Below are 24,663 nucleotides of genomic sequence, written 5' to 3' on the forward strand. Positions count from 1 at the left end.
GAGGCTATGTCTGTAGTAGGTGAAGAAAGAAAGCGAACCATTCTTGAGAAGGTAGAGTTTAAAGGGAAAGTAAAAGTTTCAGAATTAGCGAGAGAGTTTGCTGTATCAACAGAGACGATTCGCCGTTATTTAGAAGAATTGGATCGTGAAAAGAAGTTGAAGAAAGTGTATGGTGGAGCCGTCCAACTTCCGGGAGCTGGAATAGAGGCACCAATGTTAGAACGAGAGATGCTGCATATAGAAGAGAAGAAGAGAATTGGGTATAAAGCAGCAACGTTTGTGGAAGATGGAGATGTGATTGCGATTGATGATGGAAGTACACCACTTCAAATGGTGCCATATCTTGTTCATCGTAAAAATTTAACGATTGTAACAAGTTCATTTCCAGTAGCTACACAATTAATTTCTTCTATTAATAAAAAGATGTTTCATGGTGAAGTTTTATTTATTGGTGGAAAAATATCTCCAAAGCATTCACGTGTGTCAGGGTCTATTTCGCAGCAAGTAATCCAACAATTTCATTTTCATAAAGCATTCGTATCGATTGATGGATTGTTACCTGGTTTTGGGGTTTCTAGTTTTGAATTAGAAAAGGCAAAACTGTCAGAAGCGATGATGAAATTAGCAGAGAAAACATATATTTTATGTGATCATACAAAAGTAGGGGTAAAAGGAAATTACCGAATAGCAGCGTTTTCGCGTATTCAACATGTCATTTGTGATAAGAAAATGCCCTATAGTTTTGAAGAGGAAGTCAAAAAGCATAATATTCAATGGACAATTTGCTAAATAAATTGAACTCCCACCTGATTTTGAGGTGGGAATTTTACTGTCCGCAATAAGCGGGATAAAAGATTTGGATTTATGCAAAAAGTGGACACATTTTCACATCTCTTTCATATAATTTACCAATACAAAAAAAGTTGGTCGAAGGAAAGAAGGGGAAAGTATGTCAGAACGGATCTATAATAAACTTGTATTGTATGCAAATATTTTGCAAAAAATTGGTGTTATAAATGAAAAAGAAAAAAGTGAAATTCTTCATACGATAGGTAAAAAGGCCCTTTGAATAAAGGGTTTTTTATTTTTTATCTTTGGAAATATAAATTTAATGTAATATTATCATTGACAATGATAATGAGATTCATTATCATTTATTTGTAGATAATTGATAAGGGTTATCAATTATGAGAATTATATATGATAGGGGATATTATTTTGAAAAAAAATTATATGAAGGCGTTAGTAGTAGCAACAACATTAGTAATTCCATTTGCTGCGTATTCTACTCCAGCATTAGCAGCAATAAAAATTGAAGCAAACCAATCGGTAGCAGCAGCGAGTGATCGCACGTATGATACTGAGATTAAAATATATAAGGATCAAAAAGATGAGCCATCTATGGTTTCTCAATATATAAAAGATCCTAAAGTAGCGATTGCAGCTGGGAAAAAAATTGTTACTGTAACAATGCAAGATAGCGATTATTTTCAATATCTTAGAATAGAAGATAGAAACCAGCCTGGTGTATTTCATGATGTAAAAGTTTTGTCAGAAGATAAGAGAAAAAATGGGACGAAAGTAGTTCAATTTGAAATTGGTGAATTTGAGAAGAAGCATAATATGCAAATGCATATACTTATTCCAGCTATTGGATACGATCACAAATATCAAGTGCAATTTGAAATAAAAGATCCAACTGTAGGCGACAAAGAAACAGAGAAACCAGATGATAACTCTAATTCAGGCAATACGGAAACGGATAATCCAGTTGATAATCAAAATATGATAACAGATAACAAATTAAGAGAACTTGTTAATAAAAAAGTATTTAATAGAAAAGATTTAAATACACCAATTATGAAAGAAGAGTTATTACAAGTAAAGGACTTGTTTTTAAATACGAATGAGATTCTTGATTATAGTGCATTAAAATATATGCCAAATTTAAAATCTTTAACAGTTGCGAATGCGAAAATAACAGACCCGTCGTTCTTTGCGAACTTAAAGCAATTAAATCATTTAGCTTTGCGTGGTAATGAATTTTCAGATGTAACGCCACTTGTTAAGATGGATAATTTAGAATCTCTTGATTTAAGTAATAATAAAATTACAAATGTTGCACCATTAGTTGAAATGAAAAATGTAAAAAGTTTATATCTATCAGGAAACCAAATAGAAGATGTAACAGCATTATCGAAAATGGAACAACTAGATTACTTGAATTTAGCAAATAATAAAATTAAGAATGTTGCTCCATTAAGCGTGTTGAAAAATGTAACATACTTAACTTTAGCAGGTAATCAAATTGAAGATATTAAACCGTTATATTCATTACCTTTAAAGGACTTAGTATTAACACGTAATAAAGTTAAAGATTTATCCGGCATTGAGCAAATGAAGCAATTAGAAGAATTGTGGATCGGGAAAAATGAAATAAAAGATGTTACTCCTCTAAGTAAGATGACACAGTTAAAACAATTACACTTACCTAACAATGAGTTAAAGGATATTACTCCATTATCTAAGCTAGTAAACTTACAAAAGCTTGATTTAGAAGCAAATTATATTTCAGACTTATCGCCAGTTAGTAATTTGAATAAGTTAGTATATTTAAGTTTTGTTGCAAATGAAATCCGTGATGTTCGACCAGTTGTAGAACTAAGTAAAACAGCTTACATTAATGTTCAAAATCAAAAAGTATTTTTAGAGGAAACAGAAGTAAATAAAGAAGTGAAAGTACCTGTATACGAAAAGGATGGTAAAATCTCTACAAAAATCCGTCTGAAGAGTGATGGTGGTATGTATAGTAACGATGCAGTGAAATGGAGCACACCAGGTGAGAAAGTATATGAATTTGGAGTGAAAGATCCATTTGCGGATACAGGCATTTTCTTCACTGGTTCTGTCATTCAAAAGGTTGTAAATGAAAAAGTAGCCGAAGAAGTAATAGAGTTTAAAGATTTGCCAAAGGGGCATTGGTCAGAGAAAGCAATTAATCATTTAGCGAAAGAAAAATTATTTGTAGGCTATGGAAATGGAAAATTTGGATTTGGTGACAATATTACGCGCGGTCAAGTAGCAGTTTTAATACAAAAGTACTTGAAGCTGGAGCGTAATCTAGAACAGAAAGCGAAGTTCACAGATACGAAAGGGAATGCATATGAAGGGGCTATTGAGGCAGTTGCACAAGCTGGAATTATGACTGGATACGATAATGGTCAGTTCCGTCCAGATGGAGTATTAACTCGATATGAAATGTCAGTAGTATTACAGAAAGTATTTCAGTTAAATGGAAATGAGAAGAGTGTAGAGAGCTTTATTGATGTACCAACTGGTCATTGGGCAGAAGGTTATGTGAAAACGTTAGCGGATAATAATATATCAAAAGGTGATGGAAAAGGAAACTTTTTAGGTGATGATTTCGTAACACGTGAACAATATGCACAGTTTTTATATAACGCAATAACGAAATAAAAGATGAAAAAATACGTTATTCTTTGATTTAAAAAGAATAACGTATTTTTTATGTATAAAATGAAATAGGCAATAGACAGGAGTATAGACATATGAATGGCCCATTTTAAAGAAGAGCTATGAAACTATATTGACAAAAAGGCATTCTCATGTGATAATTCAATTAAATTTTTAGAATAATCAAAAAATATTCCTTTTACATAAAAAGGATTCGAACATTATATAAATATTACGCCGGGGGTGACGAAATGTTATTTTTTCTAAAGAAATGGAATGAATTAAAAGATGTGAAATCTGAATTGGCACTTCGTGATTGGTTTTATGGTACAAAAATTAGTTTATCACTCTGTACGTCAAAAGAGCCGTTAACTTTTTTAGTAAACGTTGAGGGAAGAGATAAAGGTTTATTTTCAGAAGAAGATTTTATTGTTGTAAATTGTATGTGTGAGCCAGTATTTGAAAACGAAGGAAAACCAGCTGCGGAATCATTTATGCATGCGGATATTTATAAAAAAAGTAGTGCAGAATGTATTTTACAAGTACAGACTGTAGATAGTCACTTAATTTCAGAGTTATATGGAGAAGAAGGAGAAGTAACATTCGATAAACGTAGTGTGGAACGTGTTTTTGGAAAAGAAGGTATAACAGAAATGACAATTCCCATTGTAGAAGATGAGAAAAAATTCGCTGATTTATTAGAAAATAATGTGCCGAATTTTATTGAAGGTGGAGGAGTAGTTCTTGTTCATAATTATGGCATGATTGTGTGGGGGAAAACTCCAGAAGAAGCGAAAAAATGGCTAGAGGGTATAGAGTATTTAATGAATTACCATGTGAAGTTGTTAATGATAAAAGGTGCAAAGAGCTCTGTTATATAAAATGTTTGTGATGGCGTTACAAGTCAATAAATAAATGAAAGCGTTTTAAAAAATAATTTTACTCATAAAATATAGGTCTCCTTATTATATATAGATTACATGTTGACATGTAAGGAGGAACATATTTTGCGAGTTAAATATCATTTTCTGCCAAAACAGCAAGTAACATTTTGCAAAATAAACGATTCAGGTGAAGAGGCTTTGCGCATTATGAATGAAACGGGATTTCGAGCAATCCCTGTATTAGCAGAAGATGAAAAGAAATTCATGGGGATTACTTATAAAGTAGATCTTTTAGAAAAGAAGTGTAATAGCGGATTAGAGAAATTAAGTACGAAACATATGCTAGAAGATTCCTCTGCATTTATTTTTGAAAAGGATTCTTTTTTTAGAGCATTTTATGTTATTCGTCGACTTCCATTTTTAGCTGTGCTAAATGACTATAATGAATTTGTCGGTATCTTAACGCATTCTAATATATTTGATGTTATTGAAGATTCATTCGGTATGCGGACGGGTGGTTATATATTAACAATTGCAACACAAGATTGTAAGGGAACGATTAAAGAACTTGGGACATTGTTGAAAGCTTTTAATATCGGTGGGTTATTTACGCTAGATAACGGTGATCAATATATTCGCCGCGTTATCGTAAATATAGCAGATGAGTTAAATGAAAAAAGATTGAAGCAATTAATCGAAAAAATAGAGAAAAAAGGATTCAGGGTGAGTCATGTAGATTATATTTAAGGGGGAAAAGAAAGGTACCAATTTGCTATATGCAGATTGGTACCTTTTTTAGTGTGGATAATGAATCTTATTTTGAAACAGGAGGCGGAGATAATGCTAAATCAGATAAAAAAATAAAATCTGCATGTTCACGAATTTTAGGAATAGAAGTTTCTATAACACGTGATGTAATTTCACCTGGAGGTCCAACGTGTCCGATAGCTACCATAATCGGTTTTTCTTGAAGTTTTTTAATGAGTAATTGGGCTTGTTTTGAAATATGTGCCGCCGTATACACATCATCAAAAAATAATTGGTTTTCAATAATAGGAACTCCTAATTCTTTCCCGATTTTTGGGACAACACTCTTAGGATTTGTTTTGCTATCTAAATAAAATAAACCGTGTTTTTTACAAGCTGCAAGTATAAGCCTTACAATTCTTTCGTCCGCGGTCACTTTTGATCCCATATGATTGTTCATCCCAATTGCATGTGGTACTTCTTGAATCGCTTGTTCGAGTCTGTTATTTATTTCTTCGTCGCTTAAATCAGTTGTAATTGCTTTTGGTCCAAGCCATTCTTTTTTACCTTTAATAGGTTCCATTGGCATATGTATAATAACTTCGTGCCCTTTCTTATGAGCCGCTATCGCATCTTCCTTTGTGGAAGGGAGAAAAGGCATAACCGCAACAGTCAGTGGAATAGGAAGTGATAACATTTTATCAGTCCCCTTCATGTTATTGCCGAAGTCATCAATGACAATAGCGACTTTGTTTGTATGGGCCTTTGCTTGAACAGGAAATAAGAAGGATGGTAAGAACATAGTAAATATAAGCAATGCAATCGTATATTTGCGCATATAAATAGTTCCTTTCTATTTTATCCCGCTATTTGCGAGCAGTGAGGAATGAACAAAATCCCCAATGATTAAATTTCACTTTATCAATCATCATTATGTTTTGCGTTTTTACATAAATTAAACAAAAAATGTCGAAGAAAAGTATATGGAAAATAGAGAATCCGCTATTTAATTGGTATTTGTAAAAAAAGAAGATGAAAAAAATGTCTATTATTGCGAATGTATTTACAAAGATAGAATAATTTGTAATAATTCTCAAAGTGAGGGTAAAGATTTGTAAATTACAGGGAGAAAATGTTAAATTTTCTGATTCTTCAAATTCAAATATGATTAAGTAGTTAAAAAGGCCGATGGAGAAGTGAAGTTGAGAGCATGGAAGTATAATAAGGGGGATATGAATGTTTACTGTAAAAAGGAAGTACACATTAGAAAAGCTTTCACGTGATATTCATATGAAACGTGAAGAAATGATTCAATTAGGTTTAACGAGTGGGTTAAATAGTATGGAGACGATTCAAGTGAGTCAAGAATTGGACAAGCTTATTTTACAGTACCAGTGTTATAAAGAAAAACAAACACCAAAATGGTTATCAATTATAAAGGTACCTATTTTTCAAATTGGGTATGAAGGGAAATCGAGTAATTTTTGGCGAATGCTTGTGGCTGGTTTTATGAAATAAGTATAATTACCCTTTTGGGAGAAGGATAATTATACTAGGTGTAACGGAATTTCGATATGAACTGTCGTTCCTTCGTTTTCTATACTGTCGATAAAAATATGCCCATTGTACATCTCTACAATTCGTTTACATATGACAAGTCCAAGACCTGTTCCAGTATCTTTATTAGTAAAGAACGGATGAAAGAGGTGTTTTTGAATATGTTTTGGAATTCCTTTTCCAGTATCTATAATTTGCAATTGTGCGTGTGTTTCATTGTTTGTTACGGAAATAGTTAGTGTGCCACCAGAAGTCATGGCTTCAATTGCATTTTTTGTAATGTTTAAAACCACTTGTTTCATATGGTCTTTTGAGCAACGGATATGAACAGGATGGTCTGGCAAATGTAAATGGAATACAATGTTATGTAGATTCGCCTCAGATTGAATAATTAATGCTACCTCATTTAGAATATTTCTCACATCATATGTTTGTTCAATGATTGCAGTTGGCTTTCCAAGAATAAGAAATTCGCTTACAATTTCATTTATCCTTTCTATTTCTTGTTCGATGACGGAAAAATAGAACTGATCTTGTTCATCTTTATATTTCTCTTTTAATAGAGCAACGAGCCCTTTAATTCCGGTAAGAGGATTACGGATTTCGTGGGCTGTACTAGCTGCAAAAGTGCCAACCAATTCAATTTTTTGTAGTTCATTTTGTTGTCTTTCCAGTTTTGTTTGGCGTTTTAACAACATATATTGAGCGAGTAAAAATAAAATAGACATTAAAAATAAAGTGGCTATACACTCTATTGAAACCCACTGATATAAAGTTTTTTGATGGATAGGCAATGGAGAAACAGAGACCTTCCAATTTAATCTTTGGAGTGGGGTAGTAAGCATATTAGTATGCGCATCACTTGTTTCGTTATTATCATCGGTGAGAAAAACTACATCATGTTTATCAGTTACTTCAAAATGGTATTGTGGTTTAATGGCATTTAAAGATGATGAAATGTAGTCAAAGCGTAAACTTGCTAACAATAAGCCTGAGATTTCCTTCTGTTTATTGAAGATGGGAGAAGCAATCATAATAGCTTGATGTCCAAGAACACGATCTGTAATGACTGATGATACAGTTGTTTTCTTCGTCTGTAATACGTCTTGAATATATTTGCGATCTGAGACATCAACAGGTGGTCGGTCGCCTTCGGATGCGATTGTAATGATGCCTTCTGGTGTAGTGTAATATAAACCAGAAAAACGTGCATCGTTTCCATCTGTATCATGTACAATTTGTTTCACGCCATTTATATTTCCAGTTTCGGTTCCTACGACCTTTGAGAGCATTTCTAATGCGGAAATTGCTTCACCAAGGTGATGATCTAAATAGTCCCTATATAAAAAGAGAACCGTGTGAGCAGATAGTTTGTTTTGCTGTTTCATTTTATACGAATGGTATGAATAAAATGCAGCACCAATCCCTATCGTTGGTAGGATAACAAGCAATATATATAAAACTATGCTGTGGAATTTGACTTTCAAATTTGGTACTCCTTCTTTTTTATTATCATTATATATAAACTATGTTAAAATTGTCATGTTTTTATTCAAGAATCATTCATAATATATTTGGGGAGAGGAAATGAATGAGTGAATACTCATTCGGAATTTACATGAAGCACTAAGCTGTTTTTTCTTTTTATTACTGAGAATTTAAGTGAAGGGTTGAAAGTTGTATGACATCAAATAATGAACGAGAAGATATTTCTCAATCTTTAAAAGTATTTATTGCATTATCTCGTGTACATCGTTCTGTTATGGATACTACAAATAAATCTATACAAAGTAACGGGTTAAATCCAACTGAATTTGCTGTATTAGAACTGCTATACCATAAAGGCGGTCAACCACTTCAGCAAATTGGTGAGCGTATTTTAATAGCTAGTGGCAGCATTACATATGTTGTAGATAAGCTAGAGAAAAAGGGACTAGTAAAGAGAATTCCATGCCCAAATGACAGACGTGTTATTTATGCACAATTAACTGAGTCTGGAGAGAACTTTATTGCTTCTATTTTTCCAGGGCATGAGCAAGTTATACATCAGTCTTTTGAAATGTTAACGAAAGAGGAAAAGGATGAATTACTTGATTTATTAAAAAAGATTGGAAAGTATGAAAAATAATAGTATGTTCCAAAGGAGCTTTGGATAAAGAAATCCAAGGCTTTTTTGTTTACATGTAATTATGACAAAATATGCTGTATTTTGTTGAAGAATAAGAGGAGATTTGTAAGTAAGCATTGAATTATAGTAAGGATGCATATAATGGAGAGGAGGCTCGTTCATGTCATTTAAAGACTATGAATATAAACGGCCAAATATTGAAGAATTAAAAGAGAAGTTTACTGTTGCTTTAGAGAAGTTTGATAACGCAAAAACGGTAGAAGAACAAAAACAAGTCATTCATTCAATTAACGAAATTCGCAACGATTTTGGTACAATGGGGAATCTTTGTTACATTCGTCATTCTGTTGATACGACAGATGCTTTTTATAAGGAAGAGCAAGATTTCTTTGATGAATTCTCTCCAGTTGTACAAGGATATGGTACAAAGTATTATCATGCGTTAATTCATTCTCCATTCCGTGAAGAATTAGAAGCGTATTATGGGAAGCAATTATTTGCTCTTGCGGAGTGTGATTTAAAAACATATTCTGATGAAGTCGTGAAAGATTTACAATTAGAGAATAAATTGTCTTCACAATATACGCAGTTATTAGCATCTGCAAAAATTGATTTTGCAGGAGAAGAAAGAACGTTATCGCAGCTTATTCCATTTATGCAAGGGAAAGAAAGAAGTGAACGTAAAGCAGCAAGTGAAGCATATTACGGATTTTTAGCTGGGAATGAGGAAGAGTTAGATCGTATTTATGACGAGCTTGTTAAAGTGAGAACGAAAATCGCTAAATCTTTAGGTTTCAAAAACTTTGTTGAACTTGGATATGCAAGAATGTACCGTACAGATTATAATGCGGAAATGGTGGCGAATTATCGTCAGCAAGTGCTAGATTATATCGTTCCCGTTACAACGGAATTAAGGAAACGCCAACAAGCACGTATCGGTGTAGAGAAGTTAGCGTATTACGATGAAAACTTTGAATTTTCTACAGGTAACCCAACTCCAAAAGGAGATGCGGATTGGATTGTTAATCATGGGAAAACGATGTATAAAGAGTTATCAGCTGAAACGGATGAATTTTTCAATTTCATGCTAGATAATGATTTATTAGATTTAGTTGCGAAAAAAGGAAAAGCTGGTGGCGGATATTGTACATATATTGAGAATTATAAAGCGCCATTTATTTTCTCAAACTTCAACGGAACATCTGGCGACATTGATGTATTAACACATGAAGCTGGTCATGCTTTCCAAGTATATGAAAGCCGTAAGTTTGAAATTCCAGAATACAATTGGCCAACGTATGAAGCATGTGAAATTCATTCTATGAGTATGGAATTCTTTACATGGCCATGGATGAAGTCATTCTTTGAAGAAGATGCAGATAAATATTATTTCTCTCACTTAAGTTCAGCGCTTCTGTTTTTACCATATGGTGTATCTGTTGATGAATATCAACATTATGTATATGAAAATCCAGAAGCATCACCAGAAGAGCGTAAGACAGCATGGCGTAATATAGAGAAAAAGTATTTGCCGCATCGTGATTATGAAGATAATGATTATTTAGAGCGCGGTGGATTCTGGCAACGTCAAGGACATATTTATAGCTCGCCGTTCTACTATATCGACTACACATTAGCACAAATTTGCGCACTGCAATTTTGGAAACGTGCAAGAGATAATAGACAAGAGGCGTGGGAAGATTATGTAAATCTGTGCCAACAAGGTGGAAGTAAATCATTCTTGGAATTAGTAGAAGTTGCAAATTTAACATCACCATTTGCTGAAGGCTGTGTGAAAAGTGTCATTACAGAAATAGAAGCATGGCTACATGCGATTGACGACACAAAATTGTAAAAAACATGCGCTTTTTTTCACATGTTTAACATCGACATAATGAGAAAATGATGAGATAATAAAAGAAAATTCAGAATAATAAAAAGGTGTTTCTAATAGGGAGCACCTTTTTTCACCAACAAAAAGGGGGGAAAGAAGTATGCTTCAATCTAATATGGATGTGAGTTTAGAAAGTTTGGTGAACTCGTTACAGTCTACCCGAAGCACGCTATTATCAGAAATTGAAATGTTAAATGATACAGAAGTGAATGTAAAGCCGCGCCGTGATAAATGGAGTATTATTCAAATTTTGCATCATTTACATTTAGTTGAACAATCTGTCACGTCTGCCCTTGTATATGCTTTACAAAAAAATGAAAGAAACACGACTCCATTTAAAGACCTCCAACTTACGCTTGATCGCACACATAAACGAGAAGCTCCTCTGCAAATGAAACCAACAGAAACATTAATGAAAAAACAGCAAGGAATTCAATTACTAGAACATTCACGAAAAGAATTATTACACGCACTTCATAGTGTGATAGATGAAAAAGATTTATTTGAAAATGGATTAAAGCATCCTGTTTTTAACGATCTAAATTTGTATCAGTGGATTCAATTTCTTGATTTGCATGAACAAAGACATCTTACGCAGTTAAAAGAGGCGAAACACGCAATTTTACAGCGATAATTAGAAGGAAGTGGGAGACCACTTCTTTTTTGATACGTGCATAGTTTTCTTTCTTATTTTGGAATACTACATGGAGAAAGAAAAGAAGGAGTTGGAAAGTATGTCCAAGAAAAAGAAAGAAGAAGAGCGCGCGTGGAAAGCACGTAAAGAAAATCAAAAACCACATGGAAAGGTGAAAGCCTTTGCTGAATTAGTTGAAGGAACAGAAAAAACGTGATGATTATTTCATCACGTTTTTTGTATGAGTGGAAAAGTTAATAAGAAGGTTGTACCAGTACCTTTTTCGCTTATAATATCAATTTTTCCGTCCATAGCTTGTATAACACTGAATACGACCATCATTCCAAGACCAGTACCTTTTTCTTTTGTTGAGTAGAAAGGGGATCCAAGGCGTTTTACTTGTTCTTGATCCATACCAATTCCTGTATCTTTGATATACAATTGTATATGTTTATGGTCTGGAACTAAAGTAAGTACGAGATCACCGCCTGTAGGCATAGCCTCAATACAGTTTTTTAAAATATTTAATAAACATTGGTTTAGTTTTTGTTTTTCACCAGCGATATAGAAAGATGTACTTTGTTTGATGTAGTGGATACGAACGTTTGTTAAATTAGCAAGAGGTGTGATTAAAGATAGGGCATGCAATAATTCTTCCTCTACTTGTAACTGTTGTTCTTTTTCAATACTTGGTTTCGCGAAAGTTAAGTAGTCTGTAAGAACATGATTTGCTTGTTCGATTCCGTTGATGGCTATGTCGATATATAATTTTCGCTCTTGCTCAGTGCATGTATTTGACTGCAAAAGTTGTAAAAATCCTTTTGTTGAAGTTAATGGATTGCGAATCTCATGAGAGATGGACGCTGCCATTTCGCCAATTAAATGGAATTTTTCGGCATTCATAAGTTCGTTTTGAAGACGAACTTGCATTTGTAGTATGTGTAGCAAATATAAAATAAGGATTGTTCCAATTATTGTACATATTTCGTATACGATAATATGAGGTATGTAATCTGCACTATTTGTAACCTCTGAAAGGAAAGATGGTATCCAACCCAAGCCAAATATGAGACTGTAAAAGATAGCGAGTGCTATTTTTATACGATTAGAACTTCGGTTAAATAGTTTGTATGTTAATAGTAGAACAATAAATAGTAGAACCGAAGCGGTAAGAGATGGGAATACACCTATTCCACCTAATAAGAAGCGGTATATGTTTAATACAGCTAAGATGGAAGCACCAGCAATAGGACCTCCTGTTAATGTACCGACAATTAATACGATATGGCGCATATCAAATTGAAAGCCATAATTTGTTTTTGCTCCGAAAGTAATACATAGTATGGTAGTGAGGCAACACAATGTAATAAATATAGCTGAATTTAATTTAGGAGATCGTTTCCCTTTTTGATTCCAAAATAAATGGTATACGAGCATTGTAACAAGGATGAATAATATATTTAAAAAGAGATAAATAATAAAGGGTTTCAGTAGGATGCCTCCTCTCTTCTCACATTAAATTAATCATACTATAAAATAAAAGAAATGAAATGAGAAATAGCGGAAAAAATCAGAAATTTTTTCTGGTAGTATACAATATGTTACAATAAGCTTTGTCAATGAAAGAAGGAATTCCGTGCATTACACGGGAGAGGTTCGCGAACTCCCTCTATAAAAAACTATGGAAACAACAATATCTTTAGGTATTGTTTTGTTTTTTTATTGTGACAGTTCAAGAACGTTCTTTCTTCTTATTCGTAGTAGAGAAGGAGAATGAGTGAAATGAAAAAAGAAAAGGCAGTTGTTGTTTTCAGTGGAGGACAAGATAGTACGACATGTTTATTTTGGGCAATAGAGCAGTTTGCAGAAGTAGAGGCTGTAACGTTTAATTACAATCAACGTCATAAGCTAGAAATTGATTGTGCAGCGGAAATTGCAAAAGAGCTAGGAATTAAACATACGGTACTAGATATGAGTCTATTAAATCAACTTGCTCCAAATGCGTTAACGAGAACGGATATGGAGATTACACATGAAGAAGGTGAATTGCCATCGACGTTTGTAGATGGACGAAATTTACTATTCTTATCATTTGCTGCTGTATTAGCAAAACAAGTTGGGGCACGTCATATTGTAACGGGTGTATGTGAAACTGATTTTAGTGGTTATCCAGATTGCCGTGACGTGTTTGTGAAATCGTTAAACGTTACTTTAAATTTATCCATGGATTATCCGTTCGTAATTCATACACCACTTATGTGGATTGATAAAGCGGAAACATGGAAATTATCAGATGAACTGGGAGCATTCGAGTTTGTTCGAGAAAAAACATTAACATGTTATAACGGAATCATTGGTGATGGTTGCGGTGAATGTCCAGCATGTCAACTTCGTAAAGCAGGATTAGATACGTACCTACAAGAACGCGAAGGAGCGAGTAACTAATGGATAACTTCTTTGGATTTCGCATTGTAGAAAATTTGCAAAAAATGGACGAGGATATTCAGCGTAAACAGCTTAAATATCATAATAAAAGAGTAATGGTCAGCAAGGAATTTACATTTGATGCAGCACACCATTTACACTGTTATGAAGGGAAATGTAAAAACTTACATGGTCACACATATAAAGTTGTATTTGGGATTAGTGGATATGTGAATGAAATAGGTCTTGCAATTGACTTTGGAGATATAAAAGAAATTTGGAAGAATGAAATAGAAATTTATTTAGACCATCGTTATTTAAACGAAACGTTACCAGCAATGAATACGACGGCTGAAAACATGGTCGTTTGGATTTACGAAAAAATGGCAGAAGCATTAATAAAAGATAATCGTGCGAACGAATATAAAGGAGCTCGTGTTGAATTTGTTCGTCTTTTCGAGACGCCAACTAGTTATGCGGAAGTAAGACGGGAGTGGATGCTCGATGAGTAAAATCCCTGTCTTAGAAATATTTGGTCCGACTATTCAAGGTGAAGGAATGGTTGTGGGACAAAAGACGATGTTTATCCGTACAGCAGGTTGTGATTATAGCTGCGCATGGTGTGATTCTGCTTTTACGTGGGATGGATCGGCTAAGGATCAAATTAGACAGATGACAGCAGAGGACGTTTGGAACGAGCTTGTAGAAATTGGTGGCGAAAATTTTTCTCATGTTACGATTTCAGGTGGAAATCCAGCATTGTTGAAAAATATTGAGTTTCTTCTTTCTATATTAAAAGAGAATGGAATGCGGACGGCAATCGAAACGCAAGGGAGTAAATGGCAAGATTGGTTACTTCAAATTGATGAGATAACGATTTCTCCAAAACCACCAAGTTCGACGATGAATACTGATTTTCAAAAGTTAGATGCTGTTATTCAGAAACTAGCAGGAAAAGATATTAGTTTAAAGGTAGTAGTATTTGACGATTATGACTTTGAGTATGCAGTTAAGATGCACGAACGTTATCCAGATGTTCCATTTTTCTTACAAGTAGGGAATGATGATACAAAAACAGTGGATGATTCGATGTTGATTAAGAAATTATTAGATAAGTATGAGTGGCTTATTGATAAAGCTGTAAATTGTAAAGAAATGAATAATGCAAAAGTATTGCCGCAGCTTCATGCGTTAGTATGGGGAAATAAACGCGGAGTATAATGAGAAGGGATGTTTAAAATGGCAGGAAGATTAGATGAAGATTTAAAAGATGTAACATTATTAGGAAATCAAAATACAAAATATTTATTTGAATATAGCCCAGAAATTTTAGAGGTATTTGATAATAATCATCCAAACCGTGATTATTTTGTGAAATTCAATTGCCCTGAATTTACAAGCTTATGCCCGAAAACAGGCCAACCAGATTTTGCAACGATTTATATTAGCTACATTCCAGAACAAAGAATGGTAGAGAGTAAATCTTTAAAGCTATATTTATTTAGTTTCCGCAATCACGGTGACTTCCACGAAGATTGCATGAACGTTATTATGAATGATTTAATTAAATTAATGGATCCACGTTACATTGAGGTATGGGGAAAATTCACACCACGTGGAGGGATTTCAATTGATCCTTACTGCAACTACGGTCGCCCAGGAACGAAGTATGAACAAATGGCAGACTACCGTATGATGAACCATGATTTATATCCAGAAACAATTGATAACCGTTAATATATAATAGAAAGAAAGGATCTGTATGTCATACAGATCCTTTCTTTCTATTATATTATGCATTTTGATTAATGACAGTATAGTTTTTATGACTTACAACTGTAAGAGGTTCCATATCTAGTTCTCTAAAATTTTCCATAATTGTTATATCTACAATAACGGAGTTTTGATTTACTTTTTGAACACGGCCTTGCATTCCACCTTTAAATTCAATGATATCTCCAGTTTCTGCGATCTGCATAAGCAACTCTCCTTGTTACAGTTTTCCCAAAAAAGAATAATTTTGGTTTTTTTTATTTCCTCTTATTTTGAACCATATTGTCCATTTTGTAAATGTTTCCAAAGTAAAAATTCGAAAAATATTCACATTTTGTAAGAAAAAATGCAAGAACTCCATGTTAATAGAAAAAAAGAGCGGTTTAAATGCGGATATCTTTATATAGGGGTATAATAAAAATATACAATAACCTACTAAAGTGGGAGAAATTAGAGGCGGTAAAATGATGTTTGAATTTGCGGGGAGTGTTATAGCATTAATTTTATTTGTATTTTCTTATATAAATTTAAAAAAGATTCGTCATCATGAAACGACTACATATTTTGATGGGATGGATGGTATACATGCTGGGGTCACAAATGAGAGTGGCGGGGATATGTAAAGGTGTATAACTTTCTTTTTTTGCGTGGTATGATATGTAAAAATAGTACATAATAGAGTTCGTAAGTGATGAATGGAGAGTGGAAAGAATGAAGATTTCTTTTATTCGTCATGGTCGCTTAGATCGTACTATAGAGCCAATGACGGTTACATCCTTTCATGAATGGATGAAAGGATATGACTTACATACTATAACAGAAAAAGCACCTATACCAATGGAAACAAAGGAAGCGGTTGAAGCAACAAAATTGATTGTAACGAGTGATCAAAAGTGTGCTATACAATCAGCAGCTGAATTAATGGATTCTTTATCTTTTATGCAAAATTCTCTTTTTAAGGAAGCTGAAATTCCGACGAGTTTTTATGCTCCAATATGGTTGAAATGTAAACCTAACGTATGGATGTTTATCGGACGAACGTTATGGATACTTGGTTACCGTAAAGATGTTGAATCTTATAAGGAAGTAAGAGAGAGGGCAAGGCAAGCGGCTTACTTATTACACCGTTACGCTCTCGTACATGGAAGTATTGCTCTTGTAGGTCATAATTACATTAATGCAATGATTGGTGCGGAACTGAGAGCGATGGGATGGTCTGGTACGCCTATTTTGCACAGAGAGCCATGGGGATGTACAACTTATACATTCCACGAGGCGATGAATGGAAATATATTGAATACGAATTTAACATAAAAGCACACGATTTATATAAATCGTGTGCTTTCTTTTTAAGATATAGAAACTTTGATGTTTAATGTTTTTACGAGATGTGCATAAGGTTCGCCTACGAGCATAACGATTTGATCTTTTTTATAACCTAGTTTTTCGTATAGTGAATAGGCACGTTTGTTTTCTAAATTAACAAGTAATGCGATTTTTTCATACACCTTTTCAGTTGCATAGATTTCAGCAGCTTCAATTAATTTAGAACCGATTCCTTTTCCGCCATATGCACTTGAGACCGATAATGTATCAATGTAATATTCGTCAAGCTCAGCTTCTTTTTCTAATGTAATCGATTCATCTTTATGTAATTCTCTTAAGTGACGTACAATTGGTGCATCAAGCCTTGTAGCTTCACTACCGTGATAAGCGACAATAATTCCAATCGCAATTCCGTCTTGTTCATATACAAAACAGTTTTCGTAGCTCAGTCGATTTCCCTCTTTTGAGAACCATGTTTCAAGTCCTAGTAATACTTCTGCCTCAACAGTGCTACCTGTGATTTTTTCAGCAATTTCGTGCAGAGCGTTATATAATAAAGGCGCAATTGCCATCGCATCTGTCTTTTTTGCTTTCCGAATCATAGTATCCCTCCTAGTTCTATTTATATATTGTAGCATAGTGGTATGGAACTTTGCATTGTTGTATGTCGAAATGTTTGATATAGAGAAGTAGCTATGTTAGTATATGATATTTAGTGGACATATAGTAAAGCGATATCGTTTGCGAAATAATTAAAATGAAATGAAGGTATAGCACCTGGATAATTTTACAGTTGTTGACCTATAGAATATACGATAAAATAAAATATTGCATAGAGGTGAAATACATGGACGAACAATTAGCAAATACAATTTTGGATCAGCTGAAAAATGGTGAAATAAAGGAGTATGTTGCAACAAAAGATGTATTTTATACGTTTAGGAAAGTTGTAGTAGGGCGGGAAGATTTTAAACATATTATTGGGAACGCACAGCGCGGCGGACAAGTAATTTATACATATTCAGAAACGCCACGTTCGTAACTAGAAGAATATAGGGGGAGGAGAATTATGGGCGATTTTAAACAAGGCATATTACCACATTGGGATTATATGTGGAAAGATAGAGCTGGAAATAGGTTTATGGGGATGGTTATGTACCCAGAGAAAAGAAAGTGTTCGGCAAACATGCTTCAGAAAATAAAAAGAGCATATGAAGAGGCTATAGAAATTAAAGTAACTGTACAAGTTCAACATACATATCAGTACGTAGAAGGAATGATTGTGTACTTTGATGAAGAAGCTCCTGTATGTACGATGATTGATAAAGATGAAAATCCACATCATATATTTGTAAAAGATATTTTGCGTATTAAGCACTCTGAATAATCTTTTCATAAATAAATTGAATTTCCATAATAATAATCTTTTTCTATAATAGTTATCTTTTAGTATGTAACGCGAACCGAAAGTATATGTATAATATTTAATAAAGTAAAATTGATAAATGTAATCGTTTTTTAGAACAGATTATCGTTTCATGTCTGTTCTTTTTTGCGTGATGCTGGAGAAATATATTCCTCCAGCATTTGCCGTTTTATGACAAAATATATTGGTAACTTTTTTAAAAATAAGGTTAAATTCGTTGACAACTTTTTTGAAAAGCACTTTATTGACATGAGTTTTAGAATGTTGTTTCATAGTCATTGTATTGAAAAAAATCGACTGTCTTGTCGAAAAGTAAAATTTAAAAAAAGAAAGAATTTATACATATATCTTGTGTCTTATTTTGAAACGTAATACAATATATAGAGAAATCAAGAAACAACATACAGAGAGTATAGATTGGAGAGGGAGGGTCGGAAATGATAGTTGCATATGATTCTATGACAGGAAACGTGAAGCGTTTCATTCACAAATTAAATATGCCGGCCGTTCAAATTGGTGAAGATCTAGTAATAGATGAAGACTTTGTTTTAATTACGTATACAACAGGTTTTGGCAATGTACCAGAACGTGTTTTAGAATTTTTAGAGCGCAATAATGAAAAATTAAAAGGCGTATCTGCAAGCGGCAATCGTAACTGGGGAGACATGTTCGGTGCAAGTGCTGACAAAATTTCTGCTAAATATGAAGTGCCTATTGTATCAAAATTTGAGTTATCAGGAACAAATAACGATGTAGAATATTTTAAGGAAAGGGTGCGGGAGATTGCGACACATTGAACTGAATAATGAAATCACGCAAATGCAGGACGGTTTTTATCAGCTTCATAAAGATAAAGAGGCATTAGAAGTCTTTATGGAAGAAGCTAGAGAGAATACCGTTCCTTTTAATAGCGTGGCAGAGCGAATGGAGTATATGAAAGAACATGATTACTATTACAATGTTCTGGACGAGTATAGCTTGGAGGAAGTAGAAGAAGTATATAACATCGCTTATGGTGAAAACTTCGAGTTCCAATCTTATATGGCAGCATCTAAGTTCTACAAAGATTATGCGTTAAAAACAAATGATCAAAAACAATACTTAGAAAGCTATGAAGATCGTGTAGCAATTGTGTCATTATACTTAGGACGTGGTGATGTTGCGAAGGCAAAACAATTCGCGAGCATGATTGTAAAACAAAACTACCAACCAGCGACACCAACCTTTTTAAATGCGGGAAGAAGCAGAAGAGGAGAAATGGTGTCTTGTTTCTTGTTAGAGATGGACGATAGCTTAAATTCAATCGGCTTTAACATTAATACTGCAATGCAATTATCAAAAATCGGCGGGGGAGTAGCTTTAAACTTATCTAAGCTACGCGCACGCGGTGAGCAAATTAAAGGTATCGACAACGCTGCAAGTGGTGTAGTACCTGTTATGAAATTACTTGAAGATTCGTTTTCATATGCGAATCAGCTTGGGCAACGAAAAGGTGCCGGCGCAGTATACTTAAACATTTTCCATTGGGATATTATTGAATTCCTTGATACAAAAAAAATAAATGCCGATGAGAAGAGCCGTATTCAGTCTCTATCGATCGGAATTATCGTTCCAAGTAAGTTCTTCGAGCTTGCTGAGAAAAACGAACCTTTCCATGTTTTCGCGCCTTATACAGTGTATAAAGAATACGGAAAGCATTTAGATGATATTGATATCGATGAAATGTACGATGAATTAATGAGCAATCCGAAAGTGAAGAAGAAGCCGCTAGATATTAGTGCACGTGATATGCTTATTAAAATTGCTATGATTCAGCTTGAGTCTGGTTACCCGTACTTAATGTTTAAATCAAATGCAAATAACCAACATCCACTGAAGGATATTGGAACTGTGAAGATGTCGAACTTGTGTTAAATATGTAGCACCTTCTAGTAGAAATGCTAGTCGAAAACTCCGTTAAACGGGGAAAGCCTCAAATTTGAGGTAACCTACCGTGCTAAATCTTATCTTAGAATGAAAATATAAAATTTCAGAATGTATCTTATTATTTTGTATAGCAGAGTTATTGAACAACATAAAGTAATAAGAGACTTTCTGAAAAATCAAGATAAGTAAAAGCCTAACGACTATCCCTTATGGGAGTAGAGCGCAAGCGATTGGCGTTCGAAAAGCGGAGCACCTAATCAGGTAATGCTGTAGGTGATGATATAGTCTGTCCTGTATGGTGACATACAGCAGTTGCATGAGCAACGGACTGAGGAGTAGCGAACTCAGTTGAACATTAGAGACAGAAATCTTCCAGCTTCAAGAAACTTCTGAAATAAATGATTACGGTACAGATGACATTATCCGTCGTGATATTAACTGTAACTTAGGATCGTTAAATATCGTAAATGTAATGGAAAATAAAGAAATTCGTGAAGCAGTTCATGCGGGAATGGAAGCTTTAACAGCTGTTTCTGATATGACAATCATTCCGAATGCACCGACTGTGAAAAAAGCTAATGATGAGCTTCATTCAGTTGGACTTGGCGCAATGAACTTACATGGATATTTATCAAAAAACAAAATCGCATATGAAAGTGCAGAAGCGAAAGAGTTCGCTCGTACATTCTTTATGATGTTAAATTACTACTCTATTGAGAAAAGTATGGAAATCGCTAAAGAAAAAGGCGAAACATTTAAAGACTTCGATAAGTCAGATTATGCGAACGGCACATACTTTGAAAAGTATGAAACGACAGATTATAGCCCAGTAACTGAAAAAGTTCAGCAACTATTTGAAGGAATTCGTATTCCGACAAAAGAAGATTGGACAAGTTTAAAAGAGCAAGTACAGAAGAATGGTTTATACAACTCATATCGTCTCGCAATTGCTCCGACACAATCGATCAGTTACGTTCAAAATGCAACTTCAAGCGTAATGCCAATCGTAAGTCAAATTGAGTCAAGAACGTATGCGAATGCGACAACATATTATCCAATGCCGTATTTATCAAAAGATACGTTCTGGTACTATAAATCGTCTTACGATATGAATCAGTTTAAATTAATTGATTTAATCGCAGAAATTCAAGAACATATTGACCAAGGAATTAGTACAATTCTTTACGTTAACAGTGATATTTCAACACGTGAATTAGCACGTTACTACATCTATGCACATAAAAAAGGCTTAAAGAGTCTGTATTATACGAGAACACGTAAATTAAGCGTGGAAGAGTGCGTGGCTTGTACCGTTTAATATAAAAAGTGAGACAGCATGAGCAGGGTTTTCTGAACCCTGCTCATGCTTAGTTATCAATTTTTCATGTTTATTTAGAGAAGGGGCGATTGAATGCGTGCGGTAAACTGGAATAAAAAAGAAGATGATTTTAGTTTAATGTTTTGGAAGCAAAACATCGCTCAGTTTTGGACAGAAGAAGAAATCGCGGTATCTTCTGACAAAAATACTTGGGCACAATTATCAAAAGAAGAGCAGGTTGCTTATAAGCGTGTATTAGGTGGGTTAACACTTTTAGATACGAAACAAGGTGGCGAAGGGATGCCACTTGTACTTGTTCATCTTGAAAATTTACAAGCGAAAAGTGTATTAGCTTTCATGGGAGCTATGGAAGAAGTACATGCGAAGAGTTACAGTCATATTTTCACAACGTTAGCTACTGAAGAAGAAATTGATGATATTTTTGAATGGGTAGACAATCATCCATTACTTGAGAAAAAAGCTGGTATTGTTACTAGTTACTATCGTCGTTTATTAAAGCCTGAAGTAACGAAAAAAGAGTTATACATGGCAATGGTAGCAAGTGTATTCTTAGAAAGTTACTTATTCTATAGTGGATTCTTCTACCCACTTTACTTAGCAGGTCAAGGTAAATTGACGGCAAGTGGTGAGATTATTAACCTAATAATTCGTGATGAGTCAATTCACGGCGTATTCGTCGGTATTTTAGCACAACAACTCTTCGCAGAACTTTCTGCAGAGGATCAACAAGAAGTGCAAAAAGAAACACAAGAGTTATTAATGGAACTATATGAAATTGAAATGGCATACACAGAAGAAATTTACACTTCTATCGGTCTTGTAGAGGATGTAAATCGTTTCGTTCGTTACAATGCGAATAAAGGGCTTATGAACTTAGGACTTGAGCCGAAGTTTGAAGAAGAAGAAATTAACCCGATCGTTTTAAATGGTTTACGTACAGATACGAAAAACCATGATTTCTTCTCGGTAAAAGGAAATGGTTACGTAAAAGCAACGAACGTTGAAAAGTTAGCTGACGATGATTTCGTGTTTAATTTTTAATATATTCTTATAAAGAAAAGCTGTCTTATCAATGAATAAGACAGCTTTTCTTTATGATTTTGTTTACATAACACTATTATTTTCATATAACGACTTTTGTTTAAAAGTTTTATTCAGTTAATGGATAGAACTTTTTTGTAATTAAATGGGTATTTACAAACTTTTTGTATCAGTGTATTATTTAACTAGTACACCGATACAAAAGGAGGGAAGAAATGAAAATAGAGTTTTCTCCAAATACACCAATTTACATTCAGGTAATGGAATACATAAAAAAAGAAATCGTAACAGGACATTTATTGCCTGGTGATAAAATTCCCTCCGTACGTGAATTAGCGAGTGAATTACAAGTGAATCCGAATACGATTCAGCGTACATTTCAAGAGCTAGAACGGGATGGAGTTGTTGTAACACGTAGAGGAATGGGACGATATGTAACGAATGAAGGGGAGAAAATTATGGAGCTGCGAAAAGAGATGGCGAAAGAATTACTTCATTCTTTTATAGATGGAATGGACAATTTAGGTTTTTCAGAAGAGGAAATTCTTACAATCCTTCGTTCTTCATTACATGAGAAGAGGGAGGAGAGCGAATGACAGAGTTATTAAAAATAGAAAACTTATGGAAGAGATACGGATTAAAAGCAGTGATCCGTGAATTAAACATAGAGATTACGGAAGGGAAAATTATAGGACTCGTTGGAGATAATGGGAGCGGGAAAACGACGTTATTGAAAATGATTGCCGGTCTGCAGCATCCTTCTGAAGGGAGTATTACAATCGCTGGTAAGAGAGTAGGGTTAGAGACGAAAGAAATCGTTTCTTTTATGTCGGATAAACCAGTATTTGATGATTGGATGACGGTTAAAGATTCTTTATTTTTCTATCGAGATTTTTATAAAGACTTCGACATTCAAAAAGCGGTGGATACGATTGCGGAATTTAAAATACCGTTAGAAGAAAGAATTACAGCTTTATCAAAAGGTATGGTTGAAAAGCTACAAATTATTTTAACGTTTTCTCGGAAAGCAAAGTTATACGTATTAGATGAACCTCTTGGCGGGATTGATCTCGTTTCTAGGGAACACGTATTGGAACTTATTTTACAGTTTTATCGCGAAGATTGTACCATTTTAATTGCAACGCATTTAATTGGAGAAGTCGAAAATATTTTTGACGAAGTAATCTTTTTAAAAGATGGTGAAAGTGTACTGCATGAAAATGTAGAGGAATTACGTTTCCAACGAGGAAAAGCTGTTACTGATTTGTTTAAGGAGGTGTTTAGTAGATGAAGGCCAGTTTAATATATATGTACAATGCGAATAAAAAACAAATTTTCATTTCGTTATTGTCATTCATATTTATTGCAGCTGTCGCTTTTGTAAGTATGGGGAATTATATTAAACAAGAATCAGGAGAAGTAAGGCAAATGATTACAATTGCTTTAGTATTCTTAGTTTATTTAATTTTTGCGGTATTAGTATTTCTGCAGGCGATGTCTGCGTTTGGGAAAATGACTGAAAGTAAATTATTTCGGTTAACACCGATATCTGGTAAAAAAATTGTTTTAGCAATATTGTCATATGCAGCAATTAGCTTAATGTGTTTTGAATTAATAGGTGCTATGTTTTTCTATAGTATTTCGATGAAAGTAATAAAAGGTACAGAACTCCATGAATTGTTATTCACCGAAAGTACACTTACACTAGATATGGTAAAGCAGTTATTTAGTAGTGTGTTATATGTATTTAATTTATCAAGCATATTGTTAGTTTTACTTTTTACAGTAGCTGGCGTTAAAGTATTTTCTTTGAAAAAGAAAAAAATAGAGTATGTAATTATTTTCTTCTTATTTTTACTAATAACGAAAGTAATCAATCTGATATATGAAATGCTGGGCCGACTTGCGCCTATACCTACTTTTATCAAAAAAATTGTTTATATAGATGAAACGATGGATATGAATCTCATACTATATCCAGAAAGTCTTATGAATTTATATAGTATTGCTTTTTCAATCGGTATATTTGTTTTACTTGTTTATATAACAGGTCGCATAATCGATAAAAAACTAGAAGTCTAAAGGAGGAA

General features: G+C 33.9%; 28 protein-coding genes, 1 pseudogene and 1 riboswitch. Of the genes and pseudogenes, 24 read left to right on the forward strand and 5 right to left on the reverse strand.

Translation table 11 applies throughout. From position 1 onward, the window contains the following. Positions 1-6: 6 nt before the first annotated feature. From KVT31_RS11955 to cbpA, 4 genes are all read left to right on the forward strand, one after another. Positions 7-789: a DeoR/GlpR family DNA-binding transcription regulator gene (locus KVT31_RS11955; RefSeq protein ID WP_088095651.1), complete on the forward strand. Its 783-nt coding sequence runs from the start codon at positions 7-9 to the stop codon at positions 787-789. A 411-nt stretch (positions 790-1,200) separates the two neighbouring features. Continuing rightward, positions 1,201-3,477: an NEAT domain-containing leucine-rich repeat protein gene (locus KVT31_RS11960; protein ID WP_088095652.1), complete on the forward strand. Its 2,277-nt coding sequence runs from the start codon at positions 1,201-1,203 to the stop codon at positions 3,475-3,477. A gap of 248 nt (positions 3,478-3,725) precedes the next feature. Then, positions 3,726-4,355 (forward strand): class II aldolase/adducin family protein, encoded by a 630-nt coding sequence (locus tag KVT31_RS11965; RefSeq protein ID WP_088095653.1) that lies wholly within the window; start codon positions 3,726-3,728, stop codon positions 4,353-4,355. Positions 4,356-4,481: 126 nt separating this feature from the next. Then, complete coding sequence (cbpA, locus tag KVT31_RS11970) at positions 4,482-5,105, forward strand: cyclic di-AMP binding protein CbpA (protein WP_088095654.1); 624 nt, start codon at positions 4,482-4,484, stop codon at positions 5,103-5,105. A 67-nt stretch (positions 5,106-5,172) separates the two neighbouring features. On the opposite strand, the gene KVT31_RS11975 is transcribed toward cbpA, so the two are convergent. After that, on the reverse strand, positions 5,173-5,943 hold the full coding sequence (locus KVT31_RS11975) for a divergent polysaccharide deacetylase family protein (RefSeq protein ID WP_001234116.1): 771 nt from the start codon (positions 5,941-5,943) through the stop codon (positions 5,173-5,175). A gap of 398 nt (positions 5,944-6,341) precedes the next feature. Here KVT31_RS11975 and KVT31_RS11980 point away from each other — a divergent pair, with 398 nt between their 5' ends. After that, positions 6,342-6,623, forward strand: coding sequence for an aspartyl-phosphate phosphatase Spo0E family protein (locus KVT31_RS11980; protein ID WP_000495532.1), 282 nt, complete (start codon positions 6,342-6,344; stop codon positions 6,621-6,623). A 29-nt stretch (positions 6,624-6,652) separates the two neighbouring features. Here the strand turns inward: KVT31_RS11980 and KVT31_RS11985 are convergent, their stop codons facing one another. Next, positions 6,653-8,149 carry a DUF3149 domain-containing protein gene (locus tag KVT31_RS11985; protein WP_088095655.1) on the reverse strand — a complete coding sequence of 499 codons (1,497 nt, stop codon included), beginning with the start codon at positions 8,147-8,149 and terminating at the stop codon, positions 6,653-6,655. 194 nt (positions 8,150-8,343) lie between these two features. On the opposite strand from KVT31_RS11985, the gene KVT31_RS11990 reads away from it, so the two are divergent. From KVT31_RS11990 to KVT31_RS30250, 4 genes are all read left to right on the forward strand, one after another. Further along, entirely contained in the window at positions 8,344-8,790 is a 447-nt protein-coding gene (locus KVT31_RS11990) for a MarR family winged helix-turn-helix transcriptional regulator (RefSeq protein WP_000203340.1), read from the forward strand. Positions 8,791-8,950: 160 nt separating this feature from the next. Continuing rightward, positions 8,951-10,645 (forward strand): M3 family oligoendopeptidase, encoded by a 1,695-nt coding sequence (locus tag KVT31_RS11995; RefSeq protein WP_088095656.1) that lies wholly within the window; start codon positions 8,951-8,953, stop codon positions 10,643-10,645. Positions 10,646-10,784: 139 nt separating this feature from the next. After that, positions 10,785-11,318 carry a DinB family protein gene (locus tag KVT31_RS12000; RefSeq protein WP_088095657.1) on the forward strand — a complete coding sequence of 178 codons (534 nt, stop codon included), beginning with the start codon at positions 10,785-10,787 and terminating at the stop codon, positions 11,316-11,318. Positions 11,319-11,418: 100 nt separating this feature from the next. Beyond that, a complete protein-coding gene (locus KVT31_RS30250; protein ID WP_000038254.1) occupies positions 11,419-11,535 on the forward strand; it encodes a DUF6254 family protein in 117 nt (38 codons plus the stop codon). Between the two features lie 11 nt (positions 11,536-11,546). Here KVT31_RS30250 and KVT31_RS12005 read toward each other — a convergent pair whose 3' ends face one another. Beyond that, on the reverse strand, positions 11,547-12,755 hold the full coding sequence (locus tag KVT31_RS12005) for an ATP-binding protein (protein WP_088095658.1): 1,209 nt from the start codon (positions 12,753-12,755) through the stop codon (positions 11,547-11,549). Between the two features lie 208 nt (positions 12,756-12,963). Continuing rightward, positions 12,964-13,007, forward strand: a riboswitch (PreQ1 riboswitch). Between the two features lie 93 nt (positions 13,008-13,100). On the opposite strand from KVT31_RS12005, the gene queC reads away from it, so the two are divergent. The 4 genes from queC to queF are packed head-to-tail and all read left to right on the forward strand — an operon-like array spanning position 13,101 to position 15,479. Beyond that, the gene (queC, locus tag KVT31_RS12010; protein ID WP_000711596.1) at positions 13,101-13,763 is read left to right on the forward strand and encodes a 7-cyano-7-deazaguanine synthase QueC; all 663 of its coding nucleotides are present in this window, start codon (positions 13,101-13,103) and stop codon (positions 13,761-13,763) included. Next, entirely contained in the window at positions 13,763-14,254 is a 492-nt protein-coding gene (gene queD, locus KVT31_RS12015; RefSeq protein WP_088095659.1) for a 6-carboxytetrahydropterin synthase QueD, read from the forward strand. Before queC ends, queD begins: the two co-directional genes overlap by 1 nt. Then, positions 14,247-14,963: a 7-carboxy-7-deazaguanine synthase QueE gene (queE, locus tag KVT31_RS12020; RefSeq protein WP_088095660.1), complete on the forward strand. Its 717-nt coding sequence runs from the start codon at positions 14,247-14,249 to the stop codon at positions 14,961-14,963. The genes queD and queE overlap by 8 nt, the downstream gene beginning before the upstream one ends. Before the next feature lie 18 nt (positions 14,964-14,981). Then, positions 14,982-15,479, forward strand: coding sequence for a preQ(1) synthase (gene queF / locus KVT31_RS12025; RefSeq protein WP_000918895.1), 498 nt, complete (start codon positions 14,982-14,984; stop codon positions 15,477-15,479). 55 nt (positions 15,480-15,534) lie between these two features. Here the strand turns inward: queF and KVT31_RS12030 are convergent, their stop codons facing one another. After that, positions 15,535-15,720, reverse strand: a complete 186-nt coding sequence (locus KVT31_RS12030; protein WP_001165081.1) for a YkvS family protein — start codon at positions 15,718-15,720, stop codon at positions 15,535-15,537. Positions 15,721-15,955: 235 nt separating this feature from the next. Between KVT31_RS12030 and KVT31_RS12035 the strand changes: the two genes are divergently transcribed. Both KVT31_RS12035 and KVT31_RS12040 read left to right on the forward strand, forming a co-directional pair. Then, positions 15,956-16,138 (forward strand): hypothetical protein, encoded by a 183-nt coding sequence (locus KVT31_RS12035; protein WP_098343224.1) that lies wholly within the window; start codon positions 15,956-15,958, stop codon positions 16,136-16,138. Between the two features lie 88 nt (positions 16,139-16,226). Continuing rightward, positions 16,227-16,829, forward strand: a complete 603-nt coding sequence (locus tag KVT31_RS12040; RefSeq protein WP_088095661.1) for a histidine phosphatase family protein — start codon at positions 16,227-16,229, stop codon at positions 16,827-16,829. Between the two features lie 35 nt (positions 16,830-16,864). Here the strand turns inward: KVT31_RS12040 and KVT31_RS12045 are convergent, their stop codons facing one another. Beyond that, positions 16,865-17,443: a GNAT family N-acetyltransferase gene (locus KVT31_RS12045; RefSeq protein ID WP_088095662.1), complete on the reverse strand. Its 579-nt coding sequence runs from the start codon at positions 17,441-17,443 to the stop codon at positions 16,865-16,867. 245 nt (positions 17,444-17,688) lie between these two features. Between KVT31_RS12045 and KVT31_RS12050 the strand changes: the two genes are divergently transcribed. From KVT31_RS12050 to KVT31_RS12090, 9 genes and pseudogenes are all read left to right on the forward strand, one after another. Then, on the forward strand, positions 17,689-17,883 hold the full coding sequence (locus KVT31_RS12050) for a hypothetical protein (RefSeq protein ID WP_000344283.1): 195 nt from the start codon (positions 17,689-17,691) through the stop codon (positions 17,881-17,883). 27 nt (positions 17,884-17,910) lie between these two features. After that, positions 17,911-18,228 carry a hypothetical protein gene (locus KVT31_RS12055; RefSeq protein WP_088095663.1) on the forward strand — a complete coding sequence of 106 codons (318 nt, stop codon included), beginning with the start codon at positions 17,911-17,913 and terminating at the stop codon, positions 18,226-18,228. A gap of 476 nt (positions 18,229-18,704) precedes the next feature. Further along, positions 18,705-19,064, forward strand: a complete 360-nt coding sequence (nrdI, locus tag KVT31_RS12060; RefSeq protein WP_000634376.1) for a class Ib ribonucleoside-diphosphate reductase assembly flavoprotein NrdI — start codon at positions 18,705-18,707, stop codon at positions 19,062-19,064. Beyond that, positions 19,051-20,178, forward strand: a pseudogene (locus KVT31_RS12065) (ribonucleotide reductase N-terminal alpha domain-containing protein); the annotation flags it as partial. The gene nrdI and the pseudogene KVT31_RS12065, both read left to right, overlap by 14 nt. Before the next feature lie 382 nt (positions 20,179-20,560). Then, positions 20,561-21,511, forward strand: a complete 951-nt coding sequence (locus KVT31_RS12070; RefSeq protein WP_308015623.1) for a ribonucleotide reductase large subunit — start codon at positions 20,561-20,563, stop codon at positions 21,509-21,511. A 93-nt stretch (positions 21,512-21,604) separates the two neighbouring features. After that, positions 21,605-22,573, forward strand: coding sequence for a class 1b ribonucleoside-diphosphate reductase subunit beta (gene nrdF, locus KVT31_RS12075; RefSeq protein WP_087979898.1), 969 nt, complete (start codon positions 21,605-21,607; stop codon positions 22,571-22,573). Between the two features lie 215 nt (positions 22,574-22,788). Next, positions 22,789-23,169, forward strand: a complete 381-nt coding sequence (locus tag KVT31_RS12080; RefSeq protein WP_000687513.1) for a GntR family transcriptional regulator — start codon at positions 22,789-22,791, stop codon at positions 23,167-23,169. Then, positions 23,166-23,864 (forward strand): ABC transporter ATP-binding protein, encoded by a 699-nt coding sequence (locus tag KVT31_RS12085; RefSeq protein ID WP_088095664.1) that lies wholly within the window; start codon positions 23,166-23,168, stop codon positions 23,862-23,864. The genes KVT31_RS12080 and KVT31_RS12085 overlap by 4 nt, the downstream gene beginning before the upstream one ends. Then, positions 23,861-24,655 carry an ABC transporter permease gene (locus KVT31_RS12090; protein ID WP_088095665.1) on the forward strand — a complete coding sequence of 265 codons (795 nt, stop codon included), beginning with the start codon at positions 23,861-23,863 and terminating at the stop codon, positions 24,653-24,655. The genes KVT31_RS12085 and KVT31_RS12090 overlap by 4 nt, the downstream gene beginning before the upstream one ends. The last annotated feature ends 8 nt before the right edge of the window (positions 24,656-24,663 follow it).

Source organism: Bacillus sp. GbtcB14 (genome assembly GCF_019091205.1).
GTDB classification, from domain to species: domain Bacteria; phylum Bacillota; class Bacilli; order Bacillales; family Bacillaceae_G; genus Bacillus_A; species Bacillus_A cereus_AG.